The sequence below is a fragment of the Mycetocola sp. Y171 genome (genome assembly GCF_056713165.1).
Genome location: NZ_JBWYGX010000001.1, coordinates 1018135 through 1034361, shown reverse-complemented (window position 1 = coordinate 1034361; position 16227 = coordinate 1018135). Strand labels below are relative to the sequence as shown.

At 66.3% G+C, this 16227-nt stretch carries 14 protein-coding genes and 2 tRNA genes; 12 read left to right on the top strand and 4 right to left on the bottom strand.

Features of this window, described 5'->3' with window-relative positions:
• Positions 1 to 42 precede the first annotated feature (42 nt).
• Both AC1M2K_RS04885 and AC1M2K_RS04880 read left to right on the top strand, forming a co-directional pair.
• On the top strand, positions 43 to 972 hold the full coding sequence (locus AC1M2K_RS04885; RefSeq protein ID WP_480240062.1) for an amidase domain-containing protein: 930 nt from the start codon (positions 43 to 45) through the stop codon (positions 970 to 972).
• Between the two features lie 38 nt (positions 973 to 1010).
• Positions 1011 to 1694 (top strand): SGNH/GDSL hydrolase family protein, encoded by a 684-nt coding sequence (locus AC1M2K_RS04880; RefSeq protein ID WP_480240061.1) that lies wholly within the window; start codon positions 1011 to 1013, stop codon positions 1692 to 1694.
• Between the two features lie 6 nt (positions 1695 to 1700).
• On the opposite strand, the gene pgm is transcribed toward AC1M2K_RS04880, so the two are convergent.
• Entirely contained in the window at positions 1701 to 3320 is a 1620-nt protein-coding gene (gene pgm, locus AC1M2K_RS04875) for a phosphoglucomutase (alpha-D-glucose-1,6-bisphosphate-dependent) (RefSeq protein WP_480240060.1), read from the bottom strand.
• A 41-nt stretch (positions 3321 to 3361) separates the two neighbouring features.
• Entirely contained in the window at positions 3362 to 4699 is a 1338-nt protein-coding gene (locus AC1M2K_RS04870) for an alpha/beta hydrolase (RefSeq protein WP_480240059.1), read from the bottom strand.
• A 191-nt stretch (positions 4700 to 4890) separates the two neighbouring features.
• On the opposite strand from AC1M2K_RS04870, the gene pheA reads away from it, so the two are divergent.
• The 4 genes from pheA (at position 4891) to gdhA (ending at position 8425) form a co-directional block, all read left to right on the top strand.
• Positions 4891 to 5847, top strand: a complete 957-nt coding sequence (gene pheA, locus AC1M2K_RS04865; protein WP_480240058.1) for a prephenate dehydratase — start codon at positions 4891 to 4893, stop codon at positions 5845 to 5847.
• 70 nt (positions 5848 to 5917) lie between these two features.
• Positions 5918 to 6469 carry a hypothetical protein gene (locus tag AC1M2K_RS04860; protein ID WP_480240057.1) on the top strand — a complete coding sequence of 184 codons (552 nt, stop codon included), beginning with the start codon at positions 5918 to 5920 and terminating at the stop codon, positions 6467 to 6469.
• The gene (locus AC1M2K_RS04855) at positions 6447 to 6914 is read left to right on the top strand and encodes a hypothetical protein (protein WP_480240056.1); all 468 of its coding nucleotides are present in this window, start codon (positions 6447 to 6449) and stop codon (positions 6912 to 6914) included. Before AC1M2K_RS04860 ends, AC1M2K_RS04855 begins: the two co-directional genes overlap by 23 nt.
• Before the next feature lie 155 nt (positions 6915 to 7069).
• Positions 7070 to 8425, top strand: coding sequence for an NADP-specific glutamate dehydrogenase (gdhA, locus tag AC1M2K_RS04850; RefSeq protein ID WP_480238264.1), 1356 nt, complete (start codon positions 7070 to 7072; stop codon positions 8423 to 8425).
• A 109-nt stretch (positions 8426 to 8534) separates the two neighbouring features.
• Here the strand turns inward: gdhA and AC1M2K_RS04845 are convergent, their stop codons facing one another.
• The gene (locus tag AC1M2K_RS04845; RefSeq protein ID WP_480238263.1) at positions 8535 to 9506 is read right to left on the bottom strand and encodes a diacylglycerol/lipid kinase family protein; all 972 of its coding nucleotides are present in this window, start codon (positions 9504 to 9506) and stop codon (positions 8535 to 8537) included.
• Between the two features lie 37 nt (positions 9507 to 9543).
• Between AC1M2K_RS04845 and serS the strand changes: the two genes are divergently transcribed.
• From serS to AC1M2K_RS04815, 6 genes are all read left to right on the top strand, one after another.
• Positions 9544 to 10809, top strand: coding sequence for a serine--tRNA ligase (gene serS, locus AC1M2K_RS04840; protein WP_480240055.1), 1266 nt, complete (start codon positions 9544 to 9546; stop codon positions 10807 to 10809).
• Positions 10806 to 11606, top strand: coding sequence for a Cof-type HAD-IIB family hydrolase (locus AC1M2K_RS04835; protein ID WP_480240054.1), 801 nt, complete (start codon positions 10806 to 10808; stop codon positions 11604 to 11606). Before serS ends, AC1M2K_RS04835 begins: the two co-directional genes overlap by 4 nt.
• 98 nt (positions 11607 to 11704) lie before the next feature.
• A tRNA-Ser gene (locus AC1M2K_RS04830) sits at positions 11705 to 11789 on the top strand.
• A gap of 44 nt (positions 11790 to 11833) precedes the next feature.
• A complete protein-coding gene (locus AC1M2K_RS04825) occupies positions 11834 to 13078 on the top strand; it encodes an LCP family protein (protein WP_480240053.1) in 1245 nt (414 codons plus the stop codon).
• A gap of 54 nt (positions 13079 to 13132) precedes the next feature.
• Positions 13133 to 14365, top strand: a complete 1233-nt coding sequence (locus AC1M2K_RS04820) for an LCP family protein (protein ID WP_480238259.1) — start codon at positions 13133 to 13135, stop codon at positions 14363 to 14365.
• An 87-nt stretch (positions 14366 to 14452) separates the two neighbouring features.
• Positions 14453 to 14544: transfer RNA gene (locus AC1M2K_RS04815), tRNA-Ser, on the top strand.
• 235 nt (positions 14545 to 14779) lie between these two features.
• Here the strand turns inward: AC1M2K_RS04815 and AC1M2K_RS04810 are convergent.
• Positions 14780 to 16204: a dihydrolipoyl dehydrogenase family protein gene (locus AC1M2K_RS04810; RefSeq protein ID WP_480240052.1), complete on the bottom strand. Its 1425-nt coding sequence runs from the start codon at positions 16202 to 16204 to the stop codon at positions 14780 to 14782.
• Between the last annotated feature and the right edge of the window lie 23 nt (positions 16205 to 16227).

Here is a 16227-nt window from a genome sequence, read left to right as displayed (position 1 = left end):
GTCGATTACGATGGAGGGTCAGCCCATCCGAAGGAAGTTTTCGTGTCGAGCAGTGTCCGCAGGCCCTCACGCATCCGTGTCGGCAGCCGCAGGATCGTGGCCGCCGCCGTCATCGCCTGCTCTGCACTGCTGTGGGCCGGATGTGCCAGCCCCTCGACACCGACAGCGACGCGCCCGCAACCGACCAGCACCCCGACCCCTTCGGCGGTGAGCGCGGTGACCGCCGTGTCGCCGGCATCCGGATCGGTCACGGGCGGAACGACTCTCACGATCACAGGCACAGGGCTGGCGGATGTCACCGACGTAACCGTCGGCGGGATCCCGGCCACCGACGTCACCGTCACCGCTGACGGCACGGTCACGGCGGTCGCGCCCGCTGCTGTCGACTACCAGCCGGCGGACGCCGCCATCGTCGTCTCGGCCGCCGAGAAGGCACTTTCACAGCCGAAGGCCCTGACGCACTCGTACGCCGTCGTCACCGGAGTCGACGCCCAGATGCAGTACGCCCTCGCGCACTGGGACGACTACAACGAGGCCGAGTGGGGCAACCTGAACCCGGTCGGCGGCGACTGCGCGAACTTCGTGAGCCAGACGCTGATTCAGCGCGGCTGGGTGCAGAACTCCACCTGGTTCAACAAGAACGCTGCGGCCACGACCGCTGACTGGAGCCCGGCCTGGGGCTACGTGCCCGCTATGCACGACTGGTTCGCGAGCGACAACGGTCCTGATGTCACCCGGCTGAACCTCGACCAGCGTGACCAGGTCAAGATCGGCGACATCGGTATGTTCGACTGGAACAACAACGACATTCCTGACCACGTCATGCTCGTGTCGAGCGTGAAGGTCGTTGACGGCGTGACCAGGATCGGGTTCGCAAGCCACAACCTCGACGGCCCATACCGAGACCTCGATGTCGCGATCACCGACGAGCACCCGGGTGGGAACGCCTGGTTCTGGAGCATCCCGGCATAATCGTCTGCAACGCCAATCCGCGAAGGGGCGGGCCACGAATGACTCGTGTGACAGCAACTGCGGCAACACGGCTTCTCGCAGCCATCGGGCTGCTCGTCGGCGTCGGAGCGCTGACGGCGTGCACGTCGGCCCAGCCTGGCGGTGTGCCGATGGCGACACCGGGGCAACCGGTCGTCGCCTTCTACGGTGACTCCTACACGCTGGGCACCGGCGCGAGCGAACCGTCCCAGCGCTGGTCGACGCTCATCTGCGCCGACCGCGGCTGGGCGGAATTCAATCCGAGCGTGAACGGTCTCGGATTCGTGAACAACCGCTCAGCGCTTCCTGGCGACCTCATCGGCCGGATCATCGATGCCGACCCTGACATCGTCTTCGTGACCATGGGGCTCAACGACAACTTTTCGATGCCTGGCAGCGCCGCGGAGATCGAAGCCGCGATCAGCGACGACATCGAGACGCTGGCGGCCGAGCTTCCGGAAGCGCGGCTCATCGTCGTCGAGCCGTTCTGGTACACCGACGAGCGGCCGGCATCCGTCGACTCGATCATCTCGTGGGTCCGGGACGCCGCCGAGGGTGTCGGCGCCGACTACATCGCCGGTGCGTCGTACTGGATCGAGGGTCACCCGGAGTGGATGGCCGCCGACGGCATCCACCCCAACGACGACGGCTACGCGGCCATGGCCGAGCGCATGGACACCGAGTTGAAGAAGCTCGGGCTCTAGGGCGCTCTACGCTCCGAGGGCCGCATCCACGATCAGCTTCGCCTCAGCCTGCACCTGCTTGAGGTGGTCCGGTCCCACGAAGGACTCGGCGTAGATCTTGTAGACGTCCTCCGTGCCGCTCGGACGAGCCGCGAACCATGCGTTCGCGGTCACCACCTTCACTCCGCCGACGGCCGCGCCGTTACCTGGGGCCGCACTGAGCTTCGCGACGATGGCGTCGCCTGCCAGCTCGGTGGCCGTGATCGCCTCGCCATCGAGCTTGCCGAGAGCCGCCTTCTGAGCAGGAGACGCAGCGGCATCCACACGCTCGTACACCGGGTCGCCGTACTTCTCGGTCAGCTCGCGGTAGAGCGCCGATGGTGTCTTACCGGTGACGGCAAGGATCTCGGACGCGAGCAGGCAGAGCAGGATGCCGTCCTTGTCCGTCGTCCAGACCGTGCCGTCCATGCGCAGGAAACTCGCGCCGGCGCTCTCCTCGCCGCCGAACGCCACCGACCCGTCGATGAGCCCTGGAACGAACCACTTGAAGCCGACAGGGACCTCCCACAGGGTGCGGTCGAGCGACTCGGCGACCTTGTCGATGATCGAGCTGGAGACGAGCGTCTTGCCGATCGCGGCATCCGCCCCCCAGCCCGAACGGTTGCGGTAGAGGTAGTCGATCGCGACGGCGAGGAAGTGGTTCGGGTTCATCAGCCCGCCGTCAGGGGTGACGATGCCGTGCCTGTCGGCATCCGCGTCGTTGCCCGTGAGGATGTCGTAGTCATCCTTGCGGGCGAGTACGGATGCCATCGCCGACGGCGACGAGGGATCCATTCGGATCTTGCCGTCCCAGTCGAGCGTCATGAACCGCCAGGTCGGGTCGACGTGCGGGTTCACCACGGTCAGGTCGATGTCGTAACGGTCGGCGATCGCCTGCCAGTAGTGAACGCTCGCGCCGCCGAGCGGGTCGGCGCCGATCCGGATTCCCGAGCGTTTGATGGCATCCATGTCGATGATGTTGCCGAGGTCCTCGACGTACTTCCCACGGAAGTCGTACGTCTCGACGGCGCTCGGCTCCGCCATCTTCACGTCGATGAGCCCCGCTTCGATGATCTCGTTGGCGCGGTTGGCGATCCAGCTCGTGGCGTCGCTGTCCGCAGGTCCGCCGTGCGGTGGGTTGTACTTGAAGCCGCCGTCGGCCGGCGGGTTGTGACTGGGGGTGACGACGATTCCATCAGCCTGCTCCTCGGCGCCCGAACGGTTCCAGGCGAGGATGGCGTGGCTGAGTGCCGGGGTGGGAACGTAGTCGTCGAACTCGTCGACGAGCACGCGCACGTCGTTTCCGACGAGGACCTTGAGCGCTGTGGTCTGGGCCGGGTGGCTGAGAGCGTGGGTGTCCGATCCGATGAACAGCGGTCCTGTGACGCCCTGGTCTGCGCGGTACTCGACGATCGCCTGCGTCGTTGCGGCGATGTGGTGCTCGTTGAACGCCGTGTTGAGGGACGAGCCGCGATGACCTGACGTTCCGAAAATGACCCGTTGTTCAGGTATCGAGACGTCGGGTTTCAGGACGAAGTACGCATCGAGGAGGGCGGGGACGTCGATGAGGTCGGACTCAGCTGCTGGAGTTCCTGCGCGGTCGGTCATGCCCCCATTGTGGCACCAAGCCACCGGCATGCGTCAGCGAATTACTTCGCCCCTTCGGCGAGGATAGGAGAGTCGGCGGACGGCGTGCGAGCGCCTGGCGTGATCTCGTGCAATCGCCCTGTGACGATGTTACGGATGTCGTACAGGCTCTCGGTGCCGTCGCCGAGGTACTTGTCGTGGTCTGCGTCGGTGTCAGGGCCGACAACGTCGTGGGCGGTGACGGCGCTGAGGATCGTTCCGTCCTCGAGCGTCGTTCCGTTGCTACCGAACAGCTGGGCGCCCCAGTCGACCGATGCCGGGTTGACCCTGCCGGACCAGAACTGACCCTTGCCGGCAATCACGTCCGCCATCGCCTCCGATGCGTACACGCGCTCGGGCAGTACGTGCAGGTCATCGAGGCTGATGTCTGCCGGAACGCCTGCCGAGCCGATCATCACGAACGAGCTCACCCCGTAGTTGCCGCCGGTCAGGGCGATGGCCGCTGTCGTCGAACCGTATGAGTGAGCCAGGACGGTGAGTTCGGAGGGGAGGCCGACGGTGTCCCGCCGGGAGTCGTACCCATCGAGGGCTTTGCCGAGCTGGAGGGCGCCGGCCTCAGCGCGTGCCGTCGAAACGGTCTCCACAGGACCGGGGCTTTCGTAACCGAGCCAGAGCACCGCAGCGCTGTCGTCTGACGCCTGCTGGATGCGCGTGACTCCGCGGAGATAGTCCTCCGCCTCGAGCACCGAGCTGTTCATGCCGGGAACGAAATAGGTCGCGTAGAGCGCCGAGTCGAGGTCGCCGACCGAGATGGCCGCGAGCGGTGGGCCGTCGACCGAGTCGTCCAGGCTGATCAGGTAGCGGCGCGGGTCCGTCGCCGTCGCCGGCTGGGTATCGAACAGTCCGAGCAGGACCTCGACCGATTCGACCCGGTCTTCCGCTTCGGCCAGTTCCCGTCCGGAAGCGCTCTGCGGTCCCGTCGCATGCATCCGCGACAGCGCCCGCTGTTCGGCAGCGACGGCTTCCTTCTTGACAGTGGCGAGCCTGCGGATGTTCGCGCGGTCGCGAGCGAGGTAACTGGCGCCTTCGAGGTTGCCGACGGCATCCGGTCGTTGCTGGATGAGGTCGCTCACGAACGCGCTGGGAAAATCAACCCAGAGCGTAGCGACCTCGAGCGGTGAGAGGGTCAGGAGGGCGTCAGCCGCCTCGGACTCCCGGCCGGTGAACTGGGCGACGAACTCGTCCCCGTGCACCGGGATCGGCTCCACCGAGACGATGTCGTGGATCGGGCCATCAGGGAGACGGAGGTCTGCGATGAAACCCACACCGGCGGCTCCGACCGCGAGCGCAGTGGCAGCGCCACCGAAGGCATGCAAGACCGGGGAGAGACGACGTGACATCGTTCCCCTGGCAGCCCCCCATACGCCCACTTGACTCCAACCTCTGTCCCACGACTCCCGAATGTCGCTCCCATCGGCGAAGACGCAGTTGGGCAGACTCCCCAACTGTATCGGTGCATGGGGCGTTTGCGCAGTCCCAGTTCGGGCCTGCAGCGGCCCCAGTCCGGGCAGTGACCAGTAGGCTCTGAACCATGGCAGAGACCCCAGACGGCCCCCCGATCCGCACCTACAGCTATCTGGGTCCGCGCGGGACGTTCACCGAGGCGGCACTCGCCCAGGTGCCTGAGGCTGTCGGTCAGAACTGGCGGTCGGTCAACAATGTCGGCGAGGCGCTCGACGACGTTCTCGCCGGACGCAGTGACGCCGCGGTGATCGCCATCGAGAACTCGATCGAAGGCGGGGTCTCGGTCGCCCAGGATGCGCTCGCGACGATCCCAGGACTTCGGATCATCGGCGAGTACCTCGTGCCGGTCAACTTCGTCCTCGTCGCCAGGAAGGGGACCACCCTCGCCGACGTCAAGGTCATCAACGCCCACCCGGTCGCGTACGCGCAGTGCCACCTCTGGATCGACGCAGCGCTCCCCGGACACGGGCACATCCCGGCGACGAGCAACGTGGCTGCGGCATCCGCCCTCTTCGACAACGACCTGGCCGACGCCGCCATCGCTCCACCCGGCATCGTCGCTCATTACGACGTCGACGTGCTCGCCGAGAACATCGGCGACAACCCCAACGCCGTGACGCGCTTCCTCCTCGTCAGCCGGACCGCCGTGCTGCCAGAGCCGACGGGAGCGGACAAGACGAGCCTCATCGCCGAGCTTCCCGTCGACCGGGCCGGCGCGCTGCTCGAACTGCTCGAGCAGTTCTCCACACGCGGCGTGAACATGAGCCTTCTCGAGTCCCGCCCGATCGGAGACGAACTCGGCCGGTACCGCTTCATCATCGACGCGGACGGACACATCCGCGATGAACGGGTCGCAGATGCCATGCTCGGCGTGCGACGGTTCAGCCCGAGCGTGCGGTTCCTCGGGTCGTACCCGCGAGCGGACAAAGCGTCGATCGAGTTCGACTCCCGGTATTCAGACGAGGTCTTCGTCGAGGCGCGCGACTGGCTCCGCGGGCTGATCTCGGGCGAACCCGAGGAGTGACCTCTCGCCGCCGTGGCGCCGGTTGACTAGGCTCCAGACATCGACATGGATGCCGACGAAGGAGCTCCTGATGGACCGCGCAGGATTCGACCCCCGCTACAACCCGGAGTTCCAGCGCGGCTTCGATCCCGCCGTCCACAACGGACCGGCGACGAGTCCGCAGACGCACGAGCGCATCCCGGTGATCCCTGAGCCCGTCGCGCAGCGCGTGCCCCCGGCGCCGGCACAGGGTGACGTCGTTCCGCCGCCGCCCCTGCCTGACGGCGAAGCCGGGGAGTTCGCCGAACCGGTGGAGGATGTCAGGGTTTCGCCGTGGAGGAACCCGTGGGTCATCGTCCTCACGATCGTCGGGCTGATTCTCCTGGCTGCAGGGGTCGGCGCGTTCCGGTGGTCGGTCGAGCAGGTCTACATGGGCCAGTACGGCTTCGCGAGTGAAGATTCGGAGGCACGGGAGGCCTGGCTGTCGGCGCAGATCGCGTGGGGACTCTCGCCGCTGGTCGCGCTCGCCGGCGTGCTCACTCTGCTCGGCGTGATCTTCTTCGTGGCCGTCACCTGGCGGCCTCATCGGGCGCGCACCGACGACGAGTACGGCGACTTCGATGACATCGACGTCGTCCGCTGAGCCAGGCCTGGTTCGCCGCGTCGGCGTGGTGGGATTCGCCGCGCTCGCCGGCATCCTTCTCCTGATCATCGGTGTCACCCTCGTTGCCGTGGAGTCGCAGTTGAGGATGGACGCTGCGACCGCCGCCGTGTACCTCACCCCTGACGAACTCGAACAGCTCAGCGAAGCGGGAATCGATGACATCGGCCAGGAGTCGTACCGCGACTGGCTGATCACCCGGGGACTGACGACCGGTGGGCCGATGCCGAAACTCGTGCTGGACATCTCCGACGGCGACGAAGGAATCACGTGGTCCTGGGCACCCGAGGACACCCCGATCGTCGGGTCGCTCGGCGGCTGGCAACCGAAGCCTCTCGCGCTTGTCGTGTTCGCCGGACTCACCATGGTCATCGGCTCGCTCTTCGTCGCAGCGGCCCGGTGGCGCCCACGGCATCCGCTCGCCTGAAATTGACGGATGCCTCCCGGCCGGGTCAGACTGTCTGAGGCCGCACAACGGCCTTTCTGCGCGACGCGCACCCGGTAGATCCACCGTCCGGGCGTTTCCGCCCGTTCCCGCGTACAGCGTCGTCCGCGTTTCTCCACGCTCCAGAAAGTCCCTCCGTGCCCTCTTCTCCCACGCCAGCCGAACTCACCCGCGCCGTCTATGAAACCGCGGTCGCACGGAACCAGGGGGAGCCGGAGTTCCATCAGGCGCTCCACGAAGTCCTCGAGTCGATTGAGCCTGCGCTCGCCGAGCATCCGGAATTCGGTGAGTCTGGCATCCTCGAGCGCCTGGTCGAGCCCGAGCGCCAGGTCATCTTCCGCGTGCCGTGGACCGATGACAGGAACCGCGTGCAGGTCAACCGCGGATTCCGGGTGCAGTTCAACTCGGCGCTCGGCCCGTACAAGGGCGGACTCCGGTTCCACCCCACGGTGAACCTGTCGATCATCAAGTTCCTCGGGTTCGAGCAGATCTTCAAGAACGCGCTGACGGCGCAGGGCATCGGTGGCGCCAAGGGAGGAAGCGACTTCGACCCGCACGGCAAGAGCGACGCCGAGATCATGCGGTTCTGCCAGAGCTTCATGAACGAGCTGTACCGTCACCTCGGCGAGCACACCGATGTGCCTGCCGGTGACATCGGAGTCGGCGCGCGCGAGATCGGCTTCCTCTTCGGCCAGTACCGCAAGATCACCAACCGCCACGAGTCGGGGATGTTCACAGGCAAGGGCACCGGGTGGGGTGGCGCGGAGGTCCGCACGGAGGCGACAGGCTACGGAGCCGTCTTCTTCACCGAGGAGATGTTCGCGATGAAGGGCCAGTCGATCGACGGCAAGACCGCCATCGTCTCAGGCTCGGGGAACGTCGCTACCTACGCCATCGAGAAGGTTCACCAGCTCGGCGGGCGCGCGATCACGGCATCCGACTCGTCCGGGTACATCGTCGACGAGAAGGGTGTCGACCTTGACCTGCTCAAGCAGATCAAGGAGGTCGAGCGCCTGCGGATCTCGGAGTACGCCGAGCGTCGCCCATCTGCGCGATTCATCTCCGGCGGCAGCGTCTGGGACGTGCCTGGACAGATCGCGCTGCCGAGCGCCACCCAGAACGAGCTCACGCTCGCCGACGCGAAGTCCCTCATCGCCAACGGTGTCGAAGCCGTCTCAGAGGGCGCGAACATGCCCTGCTACCCCGACGCCGTCCACGCGTTCCAGCAGTCAGGTGTGCTCTTCGGCCCGGGGAAGGCGGCGAACGCCGGCGGTGTCGCGACCAGTGCGCTCGAGATGAGCCAGAACGCTTCGCGCCAGCGCTGGAGCTTCAGCGACAGCGAGGACCGTCTCCACAACATCATGCGTGGCGTGCACGCTGCCGCGTACGAGGCATCCGAGCGCTATCGTCACCCGGGCGACTACGTCATCGGCGCAAACACGGCAGCCTTCGTCAAGGTTGCGGATGCAATGCTCGCCCAGGGCGTGATCTAGCCGGCACGTCCTCGTCCGTGGCCACTCAACAGGAAGAGTGCGTTCAAACGGGGCTCTGACTCCTGTTGGGTATGCGCGGGCAGCACATTCTCCTGTCTGGCGTGTACTGCTACCGCACCCGCACGGCCAGCGCGCCGGCATCCGCTGCGAAACGCACCCCGGAGACGACACCGAACTCGTCGCCGTCGAGCTCGACGTCACGCGGTTTGTCGAGCGAGACCGTGATGCCCGCGCTGCGCAGGTAGGTGATCGTCGACGCGCTCCCCGAGGTCGCCTTGATGATCTTGCGCCCGATGCTCGACCGGCGGAGGAATCCGTTCTCCCAGCGCAGCTTGCGCCACACCTCGATCCAGCCCAGCGTGCCCTTCGGCTGGAGCACGGCGACGTCGAGCAGGCCGTCGTCGACGATGGCATCCGGCATCATCTCGAGACCGCCGGTCAGGGTGCCGCAGTTGCCGAACAGGATGGTGCTCACGTGGGCACTGTGTTGTGGTTTGTCGTCGAGTTGGTACCGGATCCGGAACGGGCGAGCGTCGGGGATGACCCGGATGCCGGCGTCAACGTAGGCGAGCCAGCCGACGGTCTTCTTGAGGGTCTCGTTGGTGTTCGCCATGATGTCGGCGTCGATCCCCATACCGGCCATGACGACGAAACCGTGCTCCTCGATCGTGCCGTCCACGCGGCTCAGTGTTGCGATGCCGAGGTCGATGTTGCGGGTCCTGCCGGTGAAGCCGATCGCGATCGCCTCGGCCAGGTTCGCCACGGGGATGCGGAGGTTCCTGGCCAGCAGGTTTCCGGTGCCAGACGGCAGGAGTGCCAGAGCGGCCCCGGAGTCACGCATGCCCTGGGACACCGACCTGACCGTTCCGTCTCCGCCGGCGACGAAGACCAAGCCCGCCCCTGCGCGCACGGCCTCGCGCGTCACCTCGGCCCCCGGGTCCTCGATTGTCGTCTCGTACCAGAGTGTTTCGTCCCAGCCGGCGTCGGCGGCTGCGCGGTCGATGAGTGGTCGAAGGGACCCGACGGTGACCCTGGTCGGGTTGTAGATAACGGCCGCGTGCTTCCGGCCTGGCTCACTCATACCTGCAACCGTACCCCGCGCCGTTAGACTTGCACCCGTGATTGATCCAGTGCTCCTCCGCGAAAACCCAGACCTCATCAGGCGTTCGCAGGAGGCGCGGCGATCGCCGGTCGACCTTGTCGACCAGGCCCTCGACGCAGACCGTGAACGCCGTACGGCGATCACCGCCTTCGAAGAACTCCGCGCCGAGCAGAACGCGTTCGGCAAGCGGGTCGCCAAGGCGTCCAAAGAGGAGAAGCCCGCCCTCCTCGCCGAGGTCAAAGGCCTCTCTGAGCAGGTCAAGCTCGCCCAGCAGCGGGCGACGGATGCCGAGGCCCGTTTCACCGAGGTCGTCGGCGCCATCCAGAATCCGATTCTCGACGGCGTGCCCGCCGGCGGCGAGGACGACTTCGTCACCCTCCGCGAGGTCGGCGACAAGCCGGGCTTCGACTTCGAACCGAAGGACCACCTCGAACTCGGCGAACTCCTCGGCGCCATCGACATGCAGCGGGGAACCAAGGTCTCTGGTGCCCGCTTCTACTACCTCCGTGGCATCGGGGCTCGCCTCGAACTCGCCATCATGAACATGGCGCTCGACCGGGCGCTCGCTGAAGGTTTCATCCCGCTGATCACCCCGACGCTGGTGAAGCCGGAGATCATGGCAGGGACCGGATTTCTCGGCGCCCACGCCGACGAGGTCTACTACCTGCCTGCAGACGACCTCTACCTCACCGGCACGAGCGAGGTCGCGCTCGCCGGCTACCACGCCGACGAGATCATCGACGTCGCGGATGCCCCGATCCGGTACGCGGGCTGGTCCACCTGCTACCGACGCGAAGCCGGCTCCTACGGGCGAGACACCCGCGGCATCATCCGCGTGCACCAGTTCAACAAGCTCGAGATGTTCGTCTACACGACACCCGCCGAAGCCGAAGCCGAGCACTTGCGCCTGCTCGGCTGGCAGGAAGGCATGCTCAAGGCCCTCGGCCTGAGCTATCGCGTGATCGACACCGCCGCAGGCGACCTGGGCTCGAGCGCGGCTCGCAAGTACGACGTCGAAGCGTGGGTTCCGACGCAGGATGCCTACCGCGAGCTCACGTCCACGTCGAACTGCACCACCTACCAGGCGCGGCGACTGAACATCCGTTATCGGGCAGGCGAAGACGGCAAGACCACACCGGTGGCCACGCTCAACGGCACGCTCGCCACGACCCGCTGGCTCGTCGCCCTGCTCGAGACTCACCAGCAGGCGGACGGGTCGGTCGTCATTCCCGAGGCGCTGCGTCCGTACCTCGGCGGACTCGACGTCGTCAGGCCCCTGTGACCGGCACCGGTCTTCTCGTCGCACTCGACGTCGACGGAACCCTGCTCCACGAGGACGGCACGATGGCGGATGCCGTCATCGAGGCCGCGCAGGCGGCATCCGATCGTGGGCACCACCTCATGCTCGCGACGGGTCGCAGCTGGGAGACCACCCACCAGGTCCTCGATCAGCTCGGGATCACTCCCGAGTACGTCGTCTGCGCGAACGGCGCCCTCGTCATGCGCAGGGACCCGACCGAGCCGACCGGATACAACCGCCACCTGATCGAGACCTTCGATCCGGGTGAAGTGCTGAGGACCATCCGCTCCCATCTCGCCGACGGCCGCTACATGGTCGAATACCCGAGCGGATACCGCCGCTACACCGAGGGCATGACCGACTGGAATCTCGAGAACGCCGAAGAAGTCGACTTCGAGCGGCTCCTCTCTGAGCCGGTCACGCGCGTCGTCGTCGTCTCGCCAGAGCACGACGAGCTCGATTTCCTCTCGATCGTCGAGAAGATGGGCCTGCACCAGGTCACGTACGCCATCGGCTGGACGGCATGGCTCGACATCGCCCCGCTCGGCGTCAACAAGTCGACGGCGCTCGAAAGGGTGCGGCAATGGCTCGACATCCCCGCGGAGCAGATCGTCGCCGTCGGAGACGGTCGCAACGACATCGAAATGCTCGAGTGGGCCGGCCGTTCCGGTCGCGCCGTCGCGATGGGACAGGCTCCTGACGAAGTGAAGTCCGCGGCCACCGAGGTCACTGGGACCATCGACGAGGACGGCCTCGTCGCGGTGCTCGCCTCGCTCTGACCCGGTCATTCAGGCTCCTGTCAGGAGGTCCTGTCACTCTGGAACAGTCCTCATCGGCTACAATCGAGCGTTGCCCGCTGTTCCCGAACGGCGTGCATGGAGGGCTGTCCGAGCGGCCGATGGAGCCAGTCTTGAAAACTGGTGGGCAGAAATGTCTCGTGGGTTCGAATCCCACGCCCTCCGCCGAAGCCCCACCTGACACCAGCATGTCGCGAAAGGAACGTTGCGTGAGCGAACCCGTCCGCCGTTCCCGGCGTTCTCCGCTGACCGCCCGCCATGGCCGGCTCAAGAAGTCGACACCTGCGGGCACGATCGCCAAGTTCATCTCAGCAGCTCTTGCCGTCGTTCTCGTCAGCGGATCCGCCATCGCGGCGTACGCGGTCTGGGACATCACCTCCAGCGTCGCTCCTCCCGTCGCGCTCGCCAACGAGACACCCGGCGCTGCCGCGCCGAACATCGATGCCATCGAAGGAGGGGTGAACCTCCTTCTCGTCGGCAGCGACAGCCGCTCAGGTCAGGATGCCGTCTTCGGCGATGTCGACAAGGACTCGGCGACCCTGAACGACGTGACGATGCTCATGCACATCTCCGAGGATCACACCTCGGCAACTGTGGTGAGCTTCCCCCGAGACATGTTCGTTCCGATCCCCTCCTGCCCGAAGGAGGACGGCGGAACGTACGACGCCATGGCTGCGCAGAAGATCAATACGACACTGTCGTACGGCGGACTGGCGTGCACGGTACTCACGGTCGAGAAGCTCACCGGTCTGAGCATCCCGTTTGCGGCTGAGGTCAAGTTCGGCGGAGTGATCGAACTCTCCAACGCCGTCGGTGGTGTCGACGTCTGTGTCGCCGAGCCGATCGACGACTGGCGGACAGAGACCTACCTCGACGCGGGCACGCACACTCTCCAGGGGATGGCTGCCCTGCAGTTCCTGCGTACCCGCCACGGTGTCGGTGACGGCTCCGACCTCGGCCGCATCAGCAACCAGCAGGTGTTCCTGTCGTCTCTGGTTCGCACGCTGAAGAGCAGCGAGACCCTGACCGACCCGTCGAAGCTGTTCGGTATCGCCAAGGCGGCAGCGAGCAACATGACCCTGTCGACGAGCCTGTCGAACCTCAACACGATGGTGTCGATCGCCATGGCGCTCAAGAACATCCCGCTCGACCAGGTGGTGTTCGCCCAGTACCCCACCGAGTACGGCGATATCAACGGCTACGAGGGAGTCCTCCCGCTCGAGGGGCCCGCGACCGAGCTGTTCGACGCCCTCGCCGCGGACGAGCCACTGACCCTCACCGGTGAGACCGGCCCGGGTTCCGTCATTGATCCGAACGCGCCCGTCGCTGAAACACCGGACCCGGAAACCACGGCTCCGCCCACGGGCGAAGCAACACCCCCTGGCGTCGTGCTCGACGAATCCGTCCAGGGCCAGACGGCCGGCGACTACACCTGCTCGAAGGGTAACGATTAGACATCCCGGTCAGTAGGGGATTCCCCTCGGCTGTCTGCCCCCTAGAGTTGCTCTGTGAGCAGGTCGAAGAGAAACCAGGCGGGTGTCAAACACGGCCGTCAGCCGCGTCGAGGCGCGGTCGCGACTCTCTTCCGTGGCATCGGAATCGTCCTGGCCGTCGTGCTCGTCAGCGGTGTATCGGTTGCCGCCTGGGTCGTCTGGGACCTCACCTCGAACGTCACCTCCAACGCGATCGACATCGGCCAGCCCGATGATGAGAACACGCCGCTCCCCGAGGTCCCGAACATCAACGCGTTCGAGGGCGGATTCAACCTACTCGTCGTCGGAGCGGACAACGACCCTGAGCAGGGGAACGCGTACGGACGGCGCGACGTCACGCTGAACGACGTGAACATGCTGCTGCACGTGTCAGAAGACCACTCGACCGCCGTCGTGGTGAGTTTCCCGCGCGACCTCGTCATTCCGCACCCCACGTGCACCGATCCGGAGACCGGGGAGAACCACGGGGCCATGCGGGCGCAGCCCCTCAACTCCGCGTTCGAACGCGGAGGGCTGTCGTGTGTCGTCGCCACGATCTCGGAGCTGACCGGCCTCAACATCGAGTACGCGGCCCTCATGTCGTTCGCCTCCGTCGTGAAGATGACGGATGCCGTCGGCGGGGTTCCCGTCTGCCTCACCGCAGCGGTCAAGGACCGCCGCTCCGGGCTCGACCTCCCCGCAGGCACGACGGTGGTCTCTGGCGAGACCGCCCTCGAGTTCCTGCGCACGCGCCACGGCGTCGGCGACGGAAGCGACCTGTCACGCATCGCCAGTCAGCAGCAGTACATCTCCTCCCTGGTGCGCACGATCAAGAGCAATGACACCCTGACGGATGTGGGGAAGCTGTACGCTCTCGCTCAGGTGGCGGCGAAGAACGTCAAACTGTCGACCTCGCTCACCAACCTGACCAGAATGGTCGCCATGGCCCGCACCCTGCAGACCATCGACCTCGACAAGCTCAACCTCATCCAGTACCCGGTGATGGACGACCCTTACGACCGCAACCGGGTGATTCCCCTCAGCAGTCTCGCTGACGAGCTCTTCTCGCGGATCGCCGCCGACCAGCCGTTCTCTCCCGACCCGGACGCCAACCGCACGGGAGTCGAGGCCGACCCGAATGCTCCGGTGCCCACGACGCCGCCTGCCACCCCAGGGACCACGCCTCCGCCCACGGCGGTGTCCGACGTGATCGACGGATTGCAGGGCCAGACTGCGCTTCAGCAGACCTGCTCAGTCGCGAACCGGTAATCGGGTGCCGGTCGCGTGACGTCAATTCGGCGGGCGGCGGTTTGCCCGTTATGATTAACCCCGTGCGTCCGCCAGACGGTCGCGCATGGAGACGTCGCATAGTTCGGCCTAGTGCACCACCCTGCTAAGGTGGAGTCCTCGTAAGGGGACCGCGGGTTCAAATCCCGCCGTCTCCGCCACCGAAACCCTCACTGAAAAGTGGGGGTTTTTGCGTGTTCCTATGGCTGGGGGTCGCCGTCCCGTTGTCGAGATTTCCTTGGGGTTGGCTGCCGCCTTTCTCGGAGCCTCGCTCCGAGTGGCCATCCGTCAGCACGAAATCAACGCGGAGCCGGAAATCGAACGAGCCGCCCGCAGTGCGCACGGCACTCGGATCGGCAAGCGAACCGATCCGTGCTTCGAGTGTGGATCGCGCACTCACGCGGCGGGGCGACCGTAGGTTTCGAGCAGCCGCAGCCAGATCTCGTTCACGGTCGGGTAGGCGGGGACGGCGTGCCAGAGACGGTCAAGCGGAACCTCGCCGACGATCGCCACTGTCGCGGCCTGGAGCAGCTCGCTCACATCCGGGCCGACGAATGTGACGCCGAGAACGACCTTCCGGTCCTCGTCGACGACCATCCTCGCCATTCCTGCGTAGCCATCCTCTCGAAGGCTGGCCCCGGCGACGTGGCCGATCTTGTAGTCGACGGCTCGGACGTTGTACCCGGCAGCCTGCGCGCCCTCCGCCGTGAGCCCGACTGACGCGACCTCAGGGTCAGTGAACGTCACCTGAGGAACGGCTTCATGGTCTGCGGTCGCCACGTGGGTGCCCCACGCTGCATCCGAAACCGGCTTGCCGGTAGCGCGCGCTGCGATCACATCTCCGGATGCCCTCGCCTGGTACTTGCCCTGGTGGGTGAGGAGCGCTCGACGGGTGACGTCACCGGCGGCGTAAAGCCAGTCGTATCCGCGCACCAGCATGGTGTCGTCCGTGTCGAGCCACTGGCCCGGTGTGAGTCCGATGGCATCGAGACCGATGTCACCAGTCTGAGGAGTGCGACCGGCGGCGACGAGGACCTCCTCAGCGCGGATGGTCTGGCCGTCCCCGGTCCTGACCTCGACGCCGGTGCCGGTTCGTTTCACCCGGATTGTCGAGGTGTTGAGGAGGACGGTCGCACCCTGCTTGCGGAGGGCCTTCACGACGAGTTCACCGGCGAATGGCTCCAACTCGGTGAGCATGCCGCTGCGGGCGATGAGGGTGACGGCGGTGCCGAAACTCGCGAAGGCCGTTGCCATCTCGGCCGCGACCACGCCTCCACCGATGATCGCCAGGCTGCGCGGCACCGTTTGTGTGCTGGTGGCTTCTCTGCTCGTCCACGGTGTTGACTCGCGAAGGCCGTCGATGTCGGGGATGAGTGCACTGGAGCCCGTGGTCACCGAGACGGCGTGCCTCGCCGTGAGGACGGTGATCGTCCCGTCCGCGGCGGTGACGGTGACTTCCCTGGGTGCGGTGATCCGGCCGTGACCGCGGACGAGGTCGATGCCGGCTTTCGTGAGCCACTTGGCCTGCCCTGCGTCTGACCAGTTGCTGGTGAAGGAGTTCCGCCTGGCGAGCACGGCATCGACGTCGAGTTCTCCGGTCACCGCCTGTGCAGCACCAGGCACGCGCTGCGCGGTGCGGAGGACCTGTCCGGAGCGGAGCAGGGCCTTGGATGGCATGCATGCCCAGTACGAGCATTCGCCTCCGACCAGCTCGTTCTCGACGAGGACGACGGAGAGGCCACCCTGGACTGCGCGGTCTGCGACATTCTCGCCGACCGCACCTCCACCCAGGACGATGAGGTCGAATTCGGTGCTGTGCATGAGTGATCCGTTTCGTGGGGTGT